The sequence below is a fragment of the Myxococcales bacterium genome (genome assembly GCA_022184915.1).
Lineage (GTDB): Bacteria > Myxococcota_A > Polyangia > Fen-1088 > Fen-1088 > JAGTJU01.
Genome location: JAGTJU010000004.1, coordinates 91,474 through 109,641 on the forward strand (window position 1 = coordinate 91,474; position 18,168 = coordinate 109,641).

Consider the following 18,168-nt stretch of genomic DNA (forward strand, 5'->3'; position numbering starts at 1 on the left):
ACTCGGTGCAGAGCATTTGGCGGAACGGGCGCGTGCGCTGGCGCGGGAGCAGCGGCTCGCGCCGCCCGGCCCGAGACATCACGCGGTCACGCTCACCGCGCGGCTCGAGGAGACGATTCGCATCCTTCACGCCGCCAAGGCGCGGCTCGAGGCGAACCCCGGCACGGACGTGGGGCCTGCGGGCGAGTGGTTGCTCGACAACTTCCACGTGATCGACGAACAAGCCCGGCACGTGCGCGAGAGCCTCCCCAAGGGCTACTACCGAGAGTTGCCTGTCCTCTCGTCGGGGGCGCTCGTTGGCCACCCCCGGGTCTTCGAGCTTTGCAGCACCCTGATTTCGCATACCGAAGGTCGATTGGACCTGCCCGTTGTCACCCTCTTTTTGAGCGAGTTTCAGAAAGACGAGCTGCTGACACTCGGCGAGTTGTGGGCGATGCCCTCGATGTTGCGCCTGGGTTTGTTCGAGAACGTGCGGCGCATGGCTCTGCGAACGATGAAGCGACTCGATGCCTTGCGAGACGCCGACCTGTGGGTGAGGCGCGTGGAAGCCGCGGGGCGCGAAGGGGCGGCCGCGCTCAATCTTTGCTTGCAGAGCTTTCTCGACCAAAGCCACGCGATGACGCCGGCGTTCGTGTCGCGGTTCCTGCTGCAGCTTCGGCATGCGACCGGGTCCACGGCGTTGATCGCGCGGCTCGAGCAGTGGATGGCCGAGGAGTCGCTGAGCCCCGAAGAGGCCGATGCCCACGCGAATCAACAGCTGGCGCTGACCCAGATGGTGATCGCCAACAGCATCGCGAGTCTTCGCACGGTGTCTGGGATCGATTGGCCTGCGTTCGTCGAGCAGCACAGCGCCTTGGAGGCTGCGTTGCGCGAAGATCCGGCGGGGGCCTATGCGCGCAGTACCTTCGAGACCCGAGACCGCTACCGTCACGTCGTGGAGCGCATCGCCAAGGCCACCTTTCTTGGCGAAGTGCACGTTGCAGACGCTGCGGTGGGCGCGAGCCTGGCCGCTGAAGCTGGCAGCGCCGCGGCCCACGTTGGCTACCACCTCGTGGATGACGGGCTCTCCGCCTTCGAGGCCAAGCTGGGGTACGTTCCGCCTGTACATACGAGGCTCCGCAGGGCCGTCGTGCGCCACCCGAGCCTCGTGCTGGGCTCGGCTGTGGGCCTCGGAACGGCCCTGCTCGTGACCTTGGTGTGCGGGCTTGCAGCGCCTGACGCGCGCGCCATGTGGCTGCTCATCGCTGCTGCGACCTTGGTGCCTTTCAGCGATGTGGCCCTGGCGGTGGCGCATCAGGTGGTTACCGTGTTGCTACCGCCGCATCTTTTGCCGAAGCTGGATCTGCAGAAATACGGCGGCATTCCCGAAGAGCTGCGCACCTTGGTCGTCATCCCCACCTTGTTCGGATCCCTCGAGGCGGTGCGAGAGGCGCTGGAGACGCTCGAAGTTCAGTATCTCGCGAACCGCGAGCAGAACCTGGGTTTCGCGCTTTTGGGAGACTTCACCGACGCAGAAGACGCACACCGCCCCGGCGATGACGCCATCGTCGCGGCCGCGTGCGAGGGTGTGAGAGCCTTGAACGCGCGCTATCGCGAGGGCGGGCGTCCCTTCTACCTGTTTCATCGCCCGCGCTCGTGGAGCCCTGGCGAAGGCTGCTTCATGGGGTGGGAGCGAAAGCGAGGAAAGCTGGCCGATCTGAATGCCCTGCTCGGCACGGGGGACGAGCAGGCGTTCAGCGCCATCGAGGGCGACCGGCCCTGGCTGCGCAAAGTCCGCTACGTGATCACGCTCGACGCGGATACGGTGCTGCCCCCCGAGGCGGCCGCGCGGTTGATTGGCACCATCGCCCATCCCTTGAACCGGGCCGTGTTTGATCCGGAGAGGGGCCGCGTGGTGCGCGGTTATGGCATCCTGCAGCCACGGGTGGTGGTGAACCTGCCCAGCGCCCACGCTTCGCGCTTTTCCCACGTTTACTCCGGGCATCCCGGCGTCGATCCCTACACGACTGCGGTATCCGACCTTTATCAGGACCTCTTCGGAGAAGGGAGCTACACCGGCAAGGGCATCTACGATGTCGATGTCTTCGCGCGGGCGACGCGGGGGCGATTCCCCGAAGGACGCTTGCTGTCTCACGACCTCATCGAGGGCAGCTTTGCCCGGTCGGGTCTCGTCACGGACGTCAACGTGTACGACGATTACCCAAGCCGCTACCTGAGCTTTACACGCAGAAAACACCGCTGGATCCGGGGGGATTGGCAGCTGCTGCGTTGGCTTGGCCCCCGTGTCCCGTCCGCCGAGACGACGGAGCCGAATCCCTTGTCCCTGGTGTCGCGCTGGAAGATCTTCGACAATCTCCGCCGCAGCCTGGTCGACATGGCGTCGTTGGCGTTGATCGCGGCGGGATGGACGGTGCTGCCTGGCGCTCCTTGGACGTGGACGGCGATCGCTCTGACGGCCATCGCAGGCCCCTGGATCATCTCGCTCACGCTGGCCGCTTTGCGACCTCCTTTGGATCGCTCCTGGCGCACCTACTACACGGCGCTGTCGCGTGATGCGGTCAATAGTCTCGTGCAAGTGGGCTGCACGATCGCATTTCTGCCTCATCAGGCCGCCGTGGCGAGCGATGCCATCTTCCGGACGTTGTACCGGGTGGGGCTCTCCAAGCGTCGCTTGTTGCAGTGGGAGACCTCGCAGCAGGTGGAGCGCGCGGGGGCCCGTCCCCTGTGGCGCACGATGTGGTCTGCCCCCGCGTGGGCGCTGGCCCTGGGATGTGCAGGCCTTTCCTTCGCCTTTCTTCGCGGCGGCCCGGCTCACGTCGGCGCCGTGGCGTGGGTGGAGCTGCCGCTTTTGGGGCTTTGGCTCGCGTCGCCAGCGCTTGCGCGGTTCTTGAGCGCTCCCGTCCCCCGTGTGTCGCGGGCGCTTCCCCCCAACGCGAGAGCCGCGTGGGAGCGCTACGCGCTGGTCCACTGGCGGTTCTTCGAAACCTTCGTCACCGAGGACACGCATGGTCTCGCGCCCGACAATTTTCAGGAGACGCCTACGCCCGTCGTGGCGATGCGCACGTCTCCCACGAACATCGGGCTCCAGCTTCTGGCCACCGTGGGTGCGCACGACCTGGGCTTCCTGTCGCTGTCCGGCATGCTCGACAAGCTCGAGCGGGCTTTTGCCAGCATCGGGGCCATGCAGAAGTACAAGGGGCACCTCTACAACTGGTACGACCTGCGCGACCTTCGTGTGCTCGATCCCCCCTATGTCTCGACCGTCGACAGCGGCAACCTGGCAGGCCACCTGATCACGTTGCGGCAGGCATGCCTGGAATTGGTGAAGACCGCGGCGGCGTCGGGCAGCGTCTGGAAGGCGATGGCGACAGCTCTGCGGTTGGCAGCGGAGCCGCCCCTTTCCGCAAGCGCCAAACGTACGGGGTCGCCCGAGCCCCTGAACGAGGCTGACGAGCGGATGTCGCGGGCCCTCGAGCGGGTACACGAAGAACTCGAGGCCGTTCGGGCCTCGCCGCGGCCCGCGTTGGAGAGGTTGAGGGACGCACTACGTGACGCCCTCGTACCGGCTGCTCCTGGGACCGCCGCGCCCATCGGCCACGATCCCGCTTGGATTCGCTGGGCGGTCGACAGGCTCGAGGCCGACCTGCAGGAGCCCAGCAGAGGCGCACAAACGCATCGGCTGCTGTCATTGGCAGAGCGCGCCTACGGCTGGGCGCTGGAGATGGACTTCCGCTTTCTCTACGATGCCCAGAGGAAGCTGTTTGCCATCGGCTTTCACGAAAGGGGGCAGACGCTGGACGCGTCGTTTTACGACCTCCTCGCGTCCGAGTCTCGGCTTGCCAGCTTCGTCGCCGTGGCGAAGGGTGATGCACCTCTTGAACACTGGTTTCGCTTGGGGCGCTCGCTGACTCACGTCCGGGGGGCGACGGCGCTCGTGTCTTGGAGCGGCAGCATGTTCGAGTACCTGATGCCGCCCCTCATCATGGACTCGCTCGAAGGGACGCTGCTTGCAGAGACACAGGCGGCGGCCGTCAAGCGGCAGAGGGCCTACGGGAAGGCCCACGGTGTCCCTTGGGGTGTGAGCGAAAGCGCGTACAACGTGCGTGATCGCCACTTCACGTATCAGTACCGCGCGTTCGGCGTTCCCGACCTTGGACTGAAGCGCGGCTTGGAGCGCGACTTGGTGGTGGCGCCCTATGCCACCGCGATGGCCGCGATGTTCGACCCCGGCAAAGCCCTGGCCAACCTTGAAGACTTGGAGGCGAGGGGCGCGCTGGGACCTTACGGCCTGCGCGATGCCCTGGACTTCACCAGGCCACGCCCCGGCCAGGCCTTTGCGCTGGTTCAAACCTATATGGCTCACCATATCGGCATGGCGTTCGTTGCCCTGGTGAACGTCCTTACGGATCGCAGCTTTCCGCGCCGGTTCCACGCTGATTCCCTGGTGAAGGCCAGCGAGCTCATGCTGCATGAGCGTCTTCCGCGTCGGCTCGTGTTGAGGGACGTGCAGGTTCCCCGTGCGCAAGAGCCGCTCGATGAGCTGGACGACGAGCCGGAGGAGCGCCTCATCGAGGACCTCGACAGCCCCCAACCCCACATCGCGCTTTTGGGGCGCTCACCCTATACCCTCATGATCAGCCATTGCGGCTCCGGCTATAGCCGGTACGAAGACCTCGCGGTCACCCGGTGGCGCGCCGACGGGACCTGCGACGATACCGGGCAATTCATCTACGTCGCGAACGTGACCGAGAACCGGCTGTGGTCCGTGGCGCATCAACCCGTGTGTGCCCCCCCCGACCAGTATCGGGCCGTGTTGGCGAGCGACAGAGTGACCTTTCATCGGGTCGATGGCGACATCGAGACTTCGACCGAGATCGCCACGAGCTCTGAAGATGCTGCAGAGGTTCGGCGGGTGACCCTGAAGAACACGGGGGCCGAGGTTCAGGAGATCGAGCTGACCAGTTACGGAGAGATCGTGTTGGCGAAGCCAGACGCGGACAGGGCTCATCCGGCGTTCTCGAACCTGTTCGTGCAAACGGAGTGGCATGGGTGGTGTTCAGCCATAACGGCCACCCGACGGCCTCGCACGCCCACGGACAAACCGTTGTGGTGCGTGCACGTCGTGGATGCGGCCCCCGAGCAGGTCGGAGCCCTGAGTTGCGAAACCGACCGGTCCCGCTTCTTGGGACGCGGCCGCACGACCCGTGCGCCCGTCGCGCTCGCAACGCCAGGTCCCTTGTCGGGCACCACGGGCGCGGTGCTGGATCCCATCTTCGCCTTGCGTGTGCGGGTGCGCGTTGCCCCGGGACGGACGGTGTCGGTGGCGTTCACCACCTTGGTGGCAACGTCACGCGAACGCGCCTTCGAACTTGCGGATCGTCACCGTGATCCTTATGGAGCGCAGCGGGCGCTGGACCTGGCCTGGACGGCCACCCAGGCCGAGTTGCGCGATCTGGGCGTCACGGCGAAAGAGGCCGGTGTATTCCAGGACTTGGCGGCCCATCTGTTTTATGCCACCCCCGACCTGCGGGCTCCCGAAGCGGAGCTGCGGCGCAATCGTGGCTCGCAGGCCGCCTTGTGGTCCCAGGGCATCTCGGGCGATTGGCCGATTCTGCTTGCCCTCATCGACGCTGTCACGGGGCTGCCCACCCTGGCCGAACTGCTCGCGGCGCACAGCTACTGGCGCCGCCACGGCATGACCGTGGATCTGGTGGTCCTCAACACCCAGACCTCGGGGTACCTTCAAGAGCTCGGCGACAGGATCTCGGCGATCCTCTTCAGTGCGGGCGACTCCGAGCTCCTCGACCGCGCAGGAGGTGTTTTCGTGCGCCGCCGCGCCCTGCTGGACGAAGCCGATCTGCTCATGTTGCGTGCAACCGCGCGCGTGCACGTGCACTGTGATGGGCGCGCGTTGAGGCACGTCACCGCACAGGCGGCGGCCGTGGCGGAAGGCCCGCTGAAGGCGACGGTCGAGCCAGACGCCCCGGGCCGTCTGGCCGAGCGCAGTGTTCCAGGGGGCTTGGTCACGCGCCCCGGCAGCCGGGGGCAAAAGCCCACGCCACGAGCCGGACGGAACCAAGCCCGCGCCAAAACGCCCTTGCCACCCGCACCGCAGGACGCGACCGAGGGCGCGCCCGAAAGGGAGGACCGACAAACGTCACTCTTCGACAACGGCATCGGCGCCTTGGAAGACGATGGTCGCTACCGCATCGAGCTTTTGGGGGGGAAGGTGCCGCCGGCGCCGTGGTCCAACGTGGTGGCTGGGCCCCGAGGCGGTTTCGTGGTCAGCGAGAGCGGAGGTGGCTTTTGTTGGGCGGAGAACAGCTACTTCTTCAGGCTCACGCCCTGGCACAACGATCCGGTGGCAGATGTGCCTGGAGAGGTGATCTATGTGCGCGATGATGAGACAGGGCAGCTGTGGAGCGCCACGCCGGCGCCGCTGCAAGGCGAGGCTGCGTTCGTGGTTCACCATGGGGCCGGATTCTCCACCTTCGCGCGGAGCGGAAGCGACGTATCCACGAAGCTGACCCTGGGTTTGGCGGAGGAGGGTGCCGTCAAGGTGTCTCTTTTGGAGGTCCAAAACCATGGCTCGCGGTCACGTCGGCTCACCCTGACATCGTACGTGGAGTGGACGTTGGGCGTGCTTCGCGAGCACACACAACACCAGGTTCAGACCTGGTTCGATGCGGGCTTGGGGGCCGTGCTGGCGACCAACCCCTTCGACCCGCAGTTCGCGGGCTGGGTTGCATTTTCTGCTTCGAGCGAGGTGCCGACGAGCCACAGCGGTGACCGCCGGAGCTTCCTGGGCAGGAATGGGAGCTTGGGTGCCCCGGCCGCCCTCGAGGTGCGGGGGCTCGACGATGTCACAGGCGCTGCACGCGATCCCTGTGCGGCCCTGCAGATGAGCCTGGAGATCCCGGCGGGTCAGACGAAGGAGGTGGTGTTCTTGCTGGGTGCGACGGCCAGCCGATCCACGGCGCGGCAGACCGTGGGCCGCCTTCGTGACCCACAGCAGGCGAGGGCCGCTGTCGAAGAAACGGCGGCGGCTTGGAGGGCCCGACTGTCCGTGATCGAGGTCGAGACCCCCGAGCCCTCCTTCGACGCGATGATGAACCACTGGTTGCTATACCAGGCGCTCTCCTGCCGCATGTGGGCTCGCTCGGCGGTATACCAATCGAGCGGCGCGTTCGGATTTCGTGACCAGCTGCAAGACGCGATGGCGTTGTTGTACGCCGAGCCCGCCTTGGCGCGGGCGCACATTCTTTTGGCCGCGTCTCGACAGTTCGTGGAGGGCGATGTTCAACACTGGTGGCATCCTCAGAGCGGTCGGGGCGTGCGCACACGATTTTCCGACGACATGGCGTGGTTGCCCTACGTTCTCGCGCAGTACATCCGTGTGACCGGCGATGGCGGCATCCTCGACGAGCAAGTGCCGTTTTTGACGATGCGTCTGCTGTCCGAGCACGAACACGAGCTGTATGACTTGCCGACGGTCACGGCCGAGACGGCCACCGTGCACGAGCACGCGTTGCGCGCCTTGCGCCGGGCGTGTACGCGCGGAGACCTCGGCTTGCCGCTCATGGGCATCGGCGATTGGAACGATGGCATGAACCGGGTGGGCGCCGAGGGCCGTGGCCAAAGCGTATGGTTGGCGTGGTTCCTCGCAACGACAGCCCGGGGCTTTGCGCGACACTGCTCGACGAGCGTCGCGGCCGAGCTGCGCGCACAGGCAGATGCCTACGTGGCGGCAGCGGAGTCGAACGCCTGGGATGGTGAGTGGTACAGGCGGGCCTACTTCGATGACGGCACCGCGCTTGGCGCGGCTTCAGGTGAAGAGTGTCGGATCGATTCAATTGCGCAGAGCTGGAGTGTGATCTCGGGCGGCGGGTCGCCGGACCGACAGGCGCGCGCCATGGCCTCCTTGGAACGACATTTGGTCGATGAATCCGCTGGGATCGTTTCGCTCCTGGATCCGCCGTTCGACAAGAGCTTGCACGACCCCGGCTACATCAAGGGGTATCTTCCCGGCGTGCGCGAGAACGGCGCGCAGTACACCCACGCGGCCTTGTGGGCGGTGTTGGCCACGGCCTTGCGGGGCAACGGTGAGCGGGCCTTCGCGCTTTTCCAGATGCTGAACCCTCTGTTACATGCTGAGACGCCAGGCGGTGTAGCCACTTACAAGGTCGAGCCCTACGTGGTGGCGGCTGACGTCTACACGGCGCAAGGCCATCGAGGCCGGGGCGGATGGACCTGGTACACGGGGTCTGCGAGCTGGATGTACCGTATCGGCATCGAGACGCTTTTGGGGTTAATCAAGCGGGGAGATACGCTTTCGTTCTGCCCCCGTGTGCCGCGGGCGTGGCCGGGGTTTCGGCTTCGGTATCGCTTTGGGAAGACCCCCTACGACATCGAGATTCGCTTGTTCCAAGACGGGGTCAGGGCGGCGAAGATGCCGAGCGTGCACCTTGACGGACAGCCGCTTACGGGAATGACCTTGCACCTGGTGGACGATGGGGTTCCTCACAAGGTCGAGGTCGACGTGCCCTCGGGTGCGGAGGCCATGCCTGCCTAGCATCACCGCCCATCCCGATCTCCTCAGGGCTCGGCGGGGGCAGGTCTACCCCTGCACGCCAAAAGCCCCTGAGGCGTTCGTGCGTCAGGGGCTTCGGCTAGGCGCAATGCTGTTCACTTAAGAAACCTCGTAACCATCTGAAAATATTGTGCAATTCGTCTTGACAAGGCCCGAGGCTGCGAGCGCCGGCCTTCATGAGCCTGCTTCGTGGACCTGGCGATCACTTTCGAGCGTTCTTCAAACTGACCAGTGGCTGTGCGGACAAGTTCGACCGGACACGGACATGGAGCGCCCGCAGCGTCTTGATGTGGCTGATGGTCCTGACGATGCCGGACCGAAAGATGAGCTATCGACGGAGCTTGCGGATCGTGGCGTACTACGGGCGCAAGGTGTTCGATTGGGCGAAGGTACCGACGTTGTCGTCCATCAGTGAAGCAAGAAAGAAGGTCTCGATCGAGACATGCCGTGGGTTGCTGCACCAGCTGGTCGAGCGGTGCGAGTCCATCATGCCGACTCCGAAAACCCCGTGGGGGAAACGTCGATTCATCGCGTTCGATGGAACGCGGGTTGTGTTGCCGCGCAGCGCGGATACAGCGAGGAAGATGGCGCGGCCGAAGCGGCCGAATGGGACGTCGGTGCACAATCCACAAGGGTTGGTGGTGATGGCTGCGGATGTGTTTCGCCGTCTTCCGTTGGATTGGTCCCTGACCGGAAAAGGCATCGGCGAGAGGACGTCCATGCAGAAGCTGGTTCACCGATTGCCGTTCAAGGCAGGCGACGTGGCCGTCATGGACAGAGGGTTTCCGAGTCGCCACCTGTTCTCAGCCTTGATTGAACATGGCGTTGACATCATTGCGAGAATGAGCGCATCGAAGGCGACGGCGTGGAAAGAGCTCAAGCCATTCTTGTCTTCAAACAAGAAGACCGCCCAAGTGACACTGACGCTTCCGGGGGCAAAAGGGAACATTGAGCTTCAGGTGCGCGTCGTCGAGCGCGACGCAAAGCCAGGCCGCCCGAGGAAAGGCACGAAGAACGAAAGGATGGTCATCGTGTCCACCTTGAGCGGAAAGGACGGATTCGATCGCAAAGACATCATCAAGCTCTACGCCTCTCGATGGGGAATCGAATCTCTCTTCAAGGAAATGAAGAGCTTCATGCAGACCGAGGACTTCCACAGCAAGAGCGTCCAAGGATGTGAACAGGAACTCATTTCCGCGATGATCTGGATAGCCCTGGCATCGTTCCTTCAAGCAGAAGCGGAGCGTACCCTTGATGGCCGACGCGTCGTTCGCGCAGACTGCCTACGAGCGGCCGGTGATCTGCTCTTTGCGATGCTTTCAGGAAAATCCATCCATGAACAGATGGACGATGACATCGCCGCCCTTCGAATGTTCGCGTACGCCCCACAACAAGACAGGCACTATCCGAGGGAGTGCAAACGTCCCTTCGGTCGCACCATCCAAAGGGGTGGTGCTTAAGTGAACAGCATTGCGGCTAGGCGCGCGTCCGGTGGCGAGCGCCTTTCGTGAACGACGGTGGTATGGGACCCTTCACGAGGGACGCGCCGTCTTCGTGTAGACCTTCGCGACGATGCGCCACCGGCCTCGGACGCGCAGCAGGGTGAGGTGGTCCGTGAAGGCGTGCGCCGCGAAGCGGAACATGACCTTCGCACGCGCCATGTCGTTGACCACCTCGAGGTCTTCCATCGTGGCTTCGTGGGGGGGAATGAGCCCGGCCTCTGCATGTTCGATGAACCTCTCGAGAGGGACGAGCTCGAGCTTCTGGTCAGCGTCGAGCGACTGCAGGTTGCAGCTCGAGTAAAACGCGCGAGCAAGGGCTCCGGGCTCGCCGCGCGCGCCTGCGAAGTAAAGGCGCAGGACCTGCTCGACTTCTTGATGGTCTTTCGATGTGTTCTCGTCGTTGGACATGTGCATTTTCCTTCTCGAGTCGTTCGGGTCTCAGCGTGCGTCGCCCGTGCCTCCGTCTCAGGGGACCGGTACGAAGTCGAAGGCCTGCTCTTGATAGAAGAAGGTCAGACAATCCGACGGGGAGGCGTCGGCACAACGGGTGACGTGTTCGGCGCCTGCGGGCACGAAGTAGTAGGACCCCACGGGCAGCGTCGTCGGCTTAGCCTCGCCCGAAGGAGTTGGGTTTTCGAGGAGGCCGGCCAGAACCACTGCATGATAGGCGGCGGTGTGCAGATGCGGGGGCGTGGCGCCCCCCTTCGTGAGCTTCACGAACGTCCCGTGCCGTCCCGTGGCGCGATCGCCGTAGACCGTTCCGAACTCGGCCACCCCGGGAAGGATGGTCTCGAACTGAACAGACGCTGCGGGGCGGAAGGGCGCCGTGGTGCCGGCCGCAGGGTCGGCGGCGCTGAGGGAGGGGTCAAAGTCGAAAGCCGAGGCTTGATAGAAGAAGGTGAGACAATCCGACGCCGAGTTCGGGGCGCATCGCGTGATGTGCTCGGCGTTGGCGGGCACGTGGTAGTAGGATCCTGGGCCGAGCGGCACCACGCTCGCGCCGTTGCCGGGAATCGGGTTTTCCACGAGGCCCGCCAGCACGACCCCGTCGTAGGCTGCACCGTGCGTGTGGGCGGGGGTGCCTTGCCCCTTTTTCAGCCGGACGAAGGTGCCGTGGGCCCCCGCGCTGCGGTCGCCGTGAACGGTGCCGAACTCCGCGATCTCCGGCAGAATTTCCTGAAAAGCCACGTCCTTGGACTGGACGAAGACCGCCGCCGGATTTTTCTGGACGGCCGATTCGTCAGACGCACAGGCTCCGACGAGCAGGGACAAGATGATTCCAAGTTTCTTCGACATGTTCGTTCCTTTGTTTCGCTGCAAGAGAGCCAACCAGTCTCGAAAAAGAGACTAAGGGCGGTTGGTCGTGAGCGGGATTGGCGAAAAATCGGTGCGCTCTGTGCAAAAATCGCCAGACCTTCGCGATCATGGATTGGGACGATTTCCGCTACTTCCTCGCCGTGGCTCGCCATGGCTCCATCAGCGCGGCCGCCAAAGCCCTGGCGGTGCAGCACTCCACGATGGCCCGCCGGATCAAGGGACTGGAAGAGGCGCTCGGCTGTCGCCTGTTTGACCGCCTGGAGGGCCGCCATGTGGTCACGGCGGCGGGGCGGGACGTGGAGGAATCAGCCGAGCGCATCGAGCGCGAGGTTCTTCTGATGGATAGAAGGGTCCTGGGGCGCGACGCTCAGCTCGGTGGGCCCCTGCGTATCTCTACGGCCGACGCGATGGCCGTGACCTTCCTGATGCCCATTTTCAAGCGCTTCGTGGCGGCGTACCCGCAGCTCGAGGTGACGGTGTCGGCCTCGAACAGCTACGTCGATCTTGCAAAACGCGACGCCGACGTGGTGATCCGGGCCAGCAACGCGCCGGGGCCCGACCTGCATGGGCGCAAAGAGGCCACGCTGGCCTTCGCCGTTTACGGCAGCCGCAGCTATCTCGAGGGGCTAGGCGCGGCGCAACCCTCGTGGGTAATGCCTGCGGGGGGACTGCCTCATCAGGACTGGGTCAGAGCCCACAGGGGCGGCGCGCCCGTTGCGCTCACCGTGGATGAAGCGACGCTGACCCATGCGGCTGTAGCCCAAGGGATCGGTGTGGGGCTCCTACCCTGTTTCATGGGGGATGCCGACTTTTCCCTGCGGCGCTTCATGGACCCCGCGCCCGATACGAACATCGATCTGTGGCTGCTGCTGCATGGCGATCTGAAATCCACCGCCAAGGTACGGGCCTTCGTGAATTTCGTACGGGAGGCCGTGCGAGAGGGGCTGGACCTGCTCGAAGGGCGCAAGCCTGCCCCCTGAGCCACGGGCTGCGCTACCAGATGTGCCCGCCGAAGCCGCGCGCAGGTTCCAGGCGCGCCTTGCGGGGCGCGCGGCCATACCACGCGGCCGTCTGCGTTCGCGGAACGGGTGAGATCTCGAAGGGGATGAACAACACCTTTACGAAGCGGTTGCGCCCGCTGCGCTCGTAGCCAGCCAGACCCAGGAGGACTTCCCACATGGTGTCGCCCGGGCGCTTGACCTCTGACTCCCAGAAGGGAAACACGATGAGGCGCGACGTGCCCTCGTTCGGTCCTTTGCCCGTGCGGTACCAAATGTTGGGGAACACATAGGTGCCCTTCCAGCCCGCGCGCTCGAAGCGCGCGAAGAGCGGGAAGAGCATCTGGCTGCGGCGGCCCTCGCTCTTGTAATCCCAGTAGAGGGGGAAGAGCACCGTCGTGGCCTGTTCGGGTGTGCTGCGGCGGTAAAAGAGCGGGCCCAGAGTGTAGGTGGTCTGCGTGTCCTCCCGGTGATGACGAAGGAACAGCGGCAAAAGGCCCGTGGTACGACTTTGGTGATAGGCGTGGTGGTCGAAGAAGAGAGGGAACAACACGCTGGTGGCCGAGGCGATTCCACGATGCCGCCAGAACAGGCCCAGCCACCCCGAGAGGGAGCGCTCGGGCCTGCTGCGCTGGTAGTGCAGCAGGGGCAAAAAGAAGCGCGTGTTGGTCTCGGTGACCTTGTTCGTGTGGCTGAACCACAGCGGGGCCAATATCGCGAACGAGCTCGTGGGCGTCTGCCGGCGGAAGAAGGGAGGGACGTACCACCAGGTGCTCGTCGCAGACCGGCCTCGTCCAAAAACGGGCGTCACGATGGCCGCGTTCGTGGGTTGCGTGCGGACGTAGAAGAGCGGTAGCAGCGCGGCCGAGAACCACTGCGTGTCCGGATTGCGGCTGTACCACGCGAGCGGGACCACGCCACGGGTGTTCGTGCTGCCGGTGCGGCGGGAGAAGAAGGGCCCCAGCACCGTGGTGGTGCGACGTTGCTGGCTGTCGTCGAAGCGCCAAAACAGGGGGAACAAGACCTGGTGCGCGCGCGCATCGCTACGCCCCGACCACCACAGGGGAAAGCCCACCGTGGTGTGGCCCTGAGCCCAGGTGTTCCGGTAGAAGAAGAGGCCCATCCAGGTGGTGGAGGTTTGCTTCTCGAAGTTGCGCCATCGGTAGCCCACGGGTGTGACGAGCAGGCTGCGCTTTGCGTTCCGCCCGTAAAAGTAGAGCGGTACGAGCCCTTGTGCGTAAGTGCTTTGTCCGCGCGATGCGAACCAGGGTCCGAGCTGGATGGTTCCTCCTTTGGGGCCGGCAGAGCGCCAAAACAGGGGAAAGAGCGTGTCCAGGGCGTAGCCGTCGCTGTCGCGCTGGCGGAAGTACGTGGGGAAGACGTAGGTGCCGGTCTCCTGGACCGGGCCCGAGGCTTCCCTTTTCAGCGTGGCGTAGCGGCCGAAAAACGGAAAGATGAAGCGGGCGTGCGTGGAGGCATCATCGATGGCCACCCAGGGACCCACGACCCGCGTGCGCTGCTGAAGCTGCTTGTTGGTGAAGTCGAACCACAGGGGAAAGGCCCCCGAGGCAGCCACGGTGCGTGACTCGTACCAGAAGTACGGGCCCACGAAGCCGGCCTTGCGCTCGGGCGTGGCTTTGCCCATCGCCACGGGCGTGATGAAGGTTCGGGCGAACGGCGTGCGCTTGTAGTGCACGAGCGGGAAGAGCGTGAAGCTCGTCTCGTTGGCCTTGCCGGGCTGGGCGCCCCGGCGGAAGTAGAGCAGGGGAAACAGGGCATCGGTGCGCTCTTCACCCACGCGGGCGTGATAGTAGGGGCCCACCAGCGTGTGGCTGCTTTTGGCCTCGTGGTCGCGGAAATGCCAGAAGAGCGGCGCCACCACCGTGTGTGCTCCCTTCGGCGAACGGCCCGCGAAGAGAAGCGGAAAGAGCCCCGCCGACCAAGCTTGCGGCCTGCGGCTGTAGAAGGCCGGCCCCAGCACCGTGGTCTTCCGCTGCGTTTTCACATCGTGGAGGTGCCAGAAAAAGGGCAGCGCGACGGCGTAGGAACTCCGGGCCGTCTCGCCCTGCGCGTAGAGCAAGGGGAAGATCACCGTGGTTTTTGCCTCCCCATTGCGAAAGTGGCCGAAGAGGGGGAGCGCCAGGGTGAAGTTTCGGCGAGGCGAGTTGAAGTGCCAGAGCAGGGGAAAGACGATCGCGTGCCGCCTATCGTCTTCCCGTCCGAAGAAGGCCAAGGGAAAGAGCCCCCCCGAGCCGCCACGCGTGCCTTTGTCGCCGTAGTAGGCCAGTACACCTGCACCCACGGCGGTCAGGCTCTCGGTGGGCGACTTGCGGCGGAAAAAGAAGGGAAGTACCGCCGTGGCGGTTGCGTCGTGCACACGATCGCGAAAGTGCCAGATCAGGGGAAAGAGCGTGCTGGTAGAGCCCGTTTCATCCTGGCTCCGATAAAACAGCAGCGTCCACAGGGCGCGGCTGCCCGTCACGCGGTCGACCCGCCTGTAGTAGAACGGGAAGACGAGGTCGAGGTCGCGCTCGGGGGACCGGCGGCTGACGATGGGGGGGACGAGCAGCGTGAACCCGCTCGTGCCTTTGGCCCGGTCCCGGGCGTAGCCGCCGAGCGGGGTGAGGGCGAAGGCGCGTGCGCCTCCGTCGCGTGAGCGCCAAAAGGCGAACGGGAAAAGCAGGCTCCACCGTGCTCTGTCTTCGGCGTCGTACGCCGTGTAGTAGAGCGGCAGGACGGTCGTGAAGCGGCTCTTCGGTCGTTTGAAGTCGAGGAAGGGACCCACCACGGTGCTGTGCCGGTCGGGCCCCGAAAAGTGCCAGGCCAGCGGGAAGAAAACCGTCCCGCTCTTCGTCTCGCTGCGAAAGCTCCAGAGCAAGGGAAAGAGCACGTCGTACTCGTTTTTGCTTTGGTTGCGCCCGAACCAGTAGACCCACAGAAGCGAGCCGCGTTGGTTGGGCCCCGCCCACGAGCTGTAGCCAAGCGGGCCGAGCGTGAGCTTGCGACGGCCCTCGGCGTGTTGGAAGCCAAGGGGCAGCAGCAGCACGTTCGACGATTCGCCTCGGCGCCACGCCCACAGGAGGGGGAATCCCACGGTGGTTGCCCGTGCCTTGCTGCGGAAGCTCCAGACCAGGGGAAAAAAGACATCGGACGCCTCTTGCTGGTAGAGGTCGCGGCGCCAGTAGTAGAGGAAAGCGAAGAGGCCCAGAGACTTCCCTGTCTCGGGGTTCTTGATGGTGAACGAACCCAAAAGCGGCGCGGCCCACCCGAACTTCGTGGAGCCATAGGCCACGGGCCAAACGCCCCACGACGAGGCGTCGGGTTGGCGCGACCAGGTGATGAGCGGTCCGACCCACAAGGCCGTGCTGACCCGTCTGGCCTCGTAGTTCTCGAACCGCCAGTAAAAGGGCGCCAGGATGCGGGTCTTTTCACTGCGGCTGAAGAAGTGCCAGTAGAACGGCGCCACCACGCGGTAGCCGGGGATGCCGGACCGGGCGAAGTAGAGGGGCCAGAAGGCCGTTCGCGGCCCTTCCTTGCGAAAGAGGAGGGCGCGCACGGGGCGCTCGAGCGTTTGGCAGCGGCCGTCCGTGCAGATCGTGCCGTCGGGGCACTCTTCGTCCGTGGCACAGGCGTTCGGCTCCGGGGCGGTGGCGCCTGGGGCGGGCACTGGCGACGGCGACGAGGTCTGCGCCCGCACGTCCGCGTGCGTGGGCGTCTGGAAGGGATTGAAGCGGGGGGCGACCGCACGGTTGAGCGCCCCTTTCAGTCCCGCTGGTCTAGCGTTCGACGCCCACACGGGAGCCGCGATGGCTCCCGAGAGGCGCAAGACGGCGAGAGCGAACGCGAGCGCCAGCGTGGCCGCGGCGGACGAAGAAAACAGACGAAGGCGCGGCATCAGGTGCTTCGGGGCGAGGCTTTATTGCATGGGCATCGGCAACATCTTCCATTCGCCGTTCTCACGGACGAAGCCGATGTCAGCCGTGTGGGAGGCGTCGTCTTTTTTCATCTCCACCTTCAAGGTGGCCGTCTCGCCCTTTTGCGTGGCCCCCTTGACGTTGAAGTTGGCCCCCTTGAGCTCGTCCTTCATCTTCTTGACGTCGTCGCCGGAGCCGCCCATCTGCGAGGCGAGCATGCCCTGGTACATCAACGCGTAGGAGTCGATCACCGTTTCGAGGTCGCCGCTTTCGAGCGCCTTTTGCCAGCGTTGGAACGTCTTTTGAGGTGAGCTCAGCTCGGCCCGCGGGGCAGGCAGCTTGTACTGAATCGATTTCACCTTGTCGCGCGGAAGCTTGAGCGTGTTGCCGCCCGACTTCACGGTGAACACCCCATCGAAGTAGTGAACGATTTCGCCCGAGACCTTCGTCTTGTCGAGCATTTCGATGATCTCGTCGGCGTGGGCCAAGGCCGGAAGACCGGCGAGGCCGAGGGCTAAAACCAGCAGGCAGGGGGCGAGCCGGAGCGGCCGCGAGGCATTTTCATTCGACATCAGATCTCCTTGGCGGGACGGTGCAACACCGAGCACGGCCGGCAACGCCCCCGGGGCAAGCTAATCGGCCTGCGTCGCCGAGTCAACGCGAGCAAAACCGCTTTCTTTTCGCAGGGCCGGGCTTTGAGGTGCACGCGCCACGCGGGGTCCTGGCCCGGGCTTGCCGGAGGCTCCGCACCTGCGGTGGTCAGGGCCTCGAAACGCGGGGACCCGGGTGCTTGGCCCGGGGCTTGGCTTCCTGCCGGGACGCTTCGGAGGTGTTCTCGTCATGGGGCGGGAGGGGGGCCTGGGCCATCAGTTCCTCGCGAAGCGCGATCGCTGCGGGGGTGCCGCGCAGCTCTGTAAGGCTCTTGACGTAGTGGGTCAGCGCCCACAGGCCCTCCTCGCTGACGATCCCCTGCCAACTGGGCATGGCCGCGCCCGCGATGCCGGCGGCGATGGTGCGGTAGAGCCCCTCGAGCTCCGTGCCGTTTTTGACCGGTTGAAACAGAAAGTCGATCGGGAGAATCTGCACCGTGTAGGCGCCTGCGTTGTACTCACTGGCCTTGAGCGACGGGCGGTACATGTCCTCGAGGTCCGCCATCGCAGCGGGAGGCGCGCCGAGATAGCGCTGCGAAAGGGCTACCCTCTCGGCGCGGGTGATGTAGCTCGGGTGGCAGTTCGAGCAGCCAGCCAGCACGTACTTCATGTTGCCTTCGGGGTCGTTCTCGACGCCGGCCAGGTGGTAGATGCGCTTGCCCACCTCGATCGCTTCGGCGCTGCGGCCCCGCCACGGATCGTCTGGCACGTCGATGGGGGATCCGGGCTCCTCCTCGCGCCAGCGCTCTGCAAAGGTCTTGATGTACTGAAGCACGGCGTGGCGCTGCTGCGGGGGAAGGTCCCAGGCCAGCATCGGGGTGCCCGCGAGGCCGTGAACCAGGATGTGGTCGAGCGCTTCGTCGCGCGGCAGCTCACCTACCGGGACCCCTCCGAACTTGAACTGGGCCGGACGGAAGTCGCGGGGAGGAGGGCGCATGCCAGCTGAGGTGGGTCCACGTCCGTCACCCGCTTCGCCATGGCAGGTCTGACAATAAAGCGTGTACACGTCGTGGCCGAGGTTGAGCGTGGCCGCCGAGACCTCTTGGCCGCCGAGCCGCTGGCCTTCGTGAAACTTCGGCGTGTCGAAGAGCTTCGTCTGGCATCCGCTGGCCGTAGCGAACAGGAACAGCATGGCGATGGCCGCGCCGCGCGGGCCGCCGGGAAGACGAAGGGGGACAAAGCGCATCACGATCGGCC

8 protein-coding genes are annotated in these 18,168 nt (G+C 65.1%); 3 read left to right on the forward strand and 5 right to left on the reverse strand.

The window, feature by feature from the left end; translation table 11 throughout:
• The first annotated feature begins 16 nt into the window (after positions 1–16).
• A complete protein-coding gene (locus tag KA712_15405; GenBank protein ID MCG5054350.1) occupies positions 17–8,572 on the forward strand; it encodes a carbohydrate-binding protein in 8,556 nt (2,851 codons plus the stop codon).
• A 194-nt stretch (positions 8,573–8,766) separates the two neighbouring features.
• Positions 8,767–10,050: an IS4 family transposase gene (locus tag KA712_15410; protein ID MCG5054351.1), complete on the forward strand. Its 1,284-nt coding sequence runs from the start codon at positions 8,767–8,769 to the stop codon at positions 10,048–10,050.
• Between the two features lie 72 nt (positions 10,051–10,122).
• Here the strand turns inward: KA712_15410 and KA712_15415 are convergent, their stop codons facing one another.
• Positions 10,123–10,500, reverse strand: a complete 378-nt coding sequence (locus KA712_15415; protein ID MCG5054352.1) for a nuclear transport factor 2 family protein — start codon at positions 10,498–10,500, stop codon at positions 10,123–10,125.
• Positions 10,501–10,557: 57 nt separating this feature from the next.
• On the reverse strand, positions 10,558–11,388 hold the full coding sequence (locus KA712_15420; GenBank protein MCG5054353.1) for a DUF4437 domain-containing protein: 831 nt from the start codon (positions 11,386–11,388) through the stop codon (positions 10,558–10,560).
• Positions 11,389–11,516: 128 nt separating this feature from the next.
• Between KA712_15420 and KA712_15425 the strand changes: the two genes are divergently transcribed.
• Positions 11,517–12,389 (forward strand): LysR family transcriptional regulator, encoded by an 873-nt coding sequence (locus KA712_15425; protein ID MCG5054354.1) that lies wholly within the window; start codon positions 11,517–11,519, stop codon positions 12,387–12,389.
• A gap of 13 nt (positions 12,390–12,402) precedes the next feature.
• Here KA712_15425 and KA712_15430 read toward each other — a convergent pair whose 3' ends face one another.
• The 3 genes from KA712_15430 to KA712_15440 all read right to left on the reverse strand — a co-directional run bounded on the left by KA712_15430 (position 12,403) and on the right by KA712_15440 (position 18,157).
• On the reverse strand, positions 12,403–16,302 hold the full coding sequence (locus KA712_15430; GenBank protein ID MCG5054355.1) for a hypothetical protein: 3,900 nt from the start codon (positions 16,300–16,302) through the stop codon (positions 12,403–12,405).
• A gap of 21 nt (positions 16,303–16,323) precedes the next feature.
• Complete coding sequence (locus KA712_15435) at positions 16,324–16,893, reverse strand: DUF4878 domain-containing protein (protein MCG5054356.1); 570 nt, start codon at positions 16,891–16,893, stop codon at positions 16,324–16,326.
• Positions 16,894–17,080: 187 nt separating this feature from the next.
• Entirely contained in the window at positions 17,081–18,157 is a 1,077-nt protein-coding gene (locus tag KA712_15440; GenBank protein ID MCG5054357.1) for a c-type cytochrome, read from the reverse strand.
• Positions 18,158–18,168: the final 11 nt, after the last annotated feature.

Coding starts and splice junctions, on each gene's coding strand:
- KA712_15410 (MCG5054351.1), top strand. CDS start 8,767: ATGAGCCTGCTTCGTGGACCTGGCGATCACTTTCGAGCGTTCTTCAAA.
- KA712_15415 (MCG5054352.1), bottom strand. CDS start 10,500: ATGTCCAACGACGAGAACACATCGAAAGACCATCAAGAAGTCGAGCAG.
- KA712_15420 (MCG5054353.1), bottom strand. CDS start 11,388: ATGTCGAAGAAACTTGGAATCATCTTGTCCCTGCTCGTCGGAGCCTGT.
- KA712_15425 (MCG5054354.1), top strand. CDS start 11,517: ATGGATTGGGACGATTTCCGCTACTTCCTCGCCGTGGCTCGCCATGGC.
- KA712_15430 (MCG5054355.1), bottom strand. CDS start 16,302: ATGCCGCGCCTTCGTCTGTTTTCTTCGTCCGCCGCGGCCACGCTGGCG.
- KA712_15435 (MCG5054356.1), bottom strand. CDS start 16,893: ATGTCGAATGAAAATGCCTCGCGGCCGCTCCGGCTCGCCCCCTGCCTG.
- KA712_15440 (MCG5054357.1), bottom strand. CDS start 18,157: ATGCGCTTTGTCCCCCTTCGTCTTCCCGGCGGCCCGCGCGGCGCGGCC.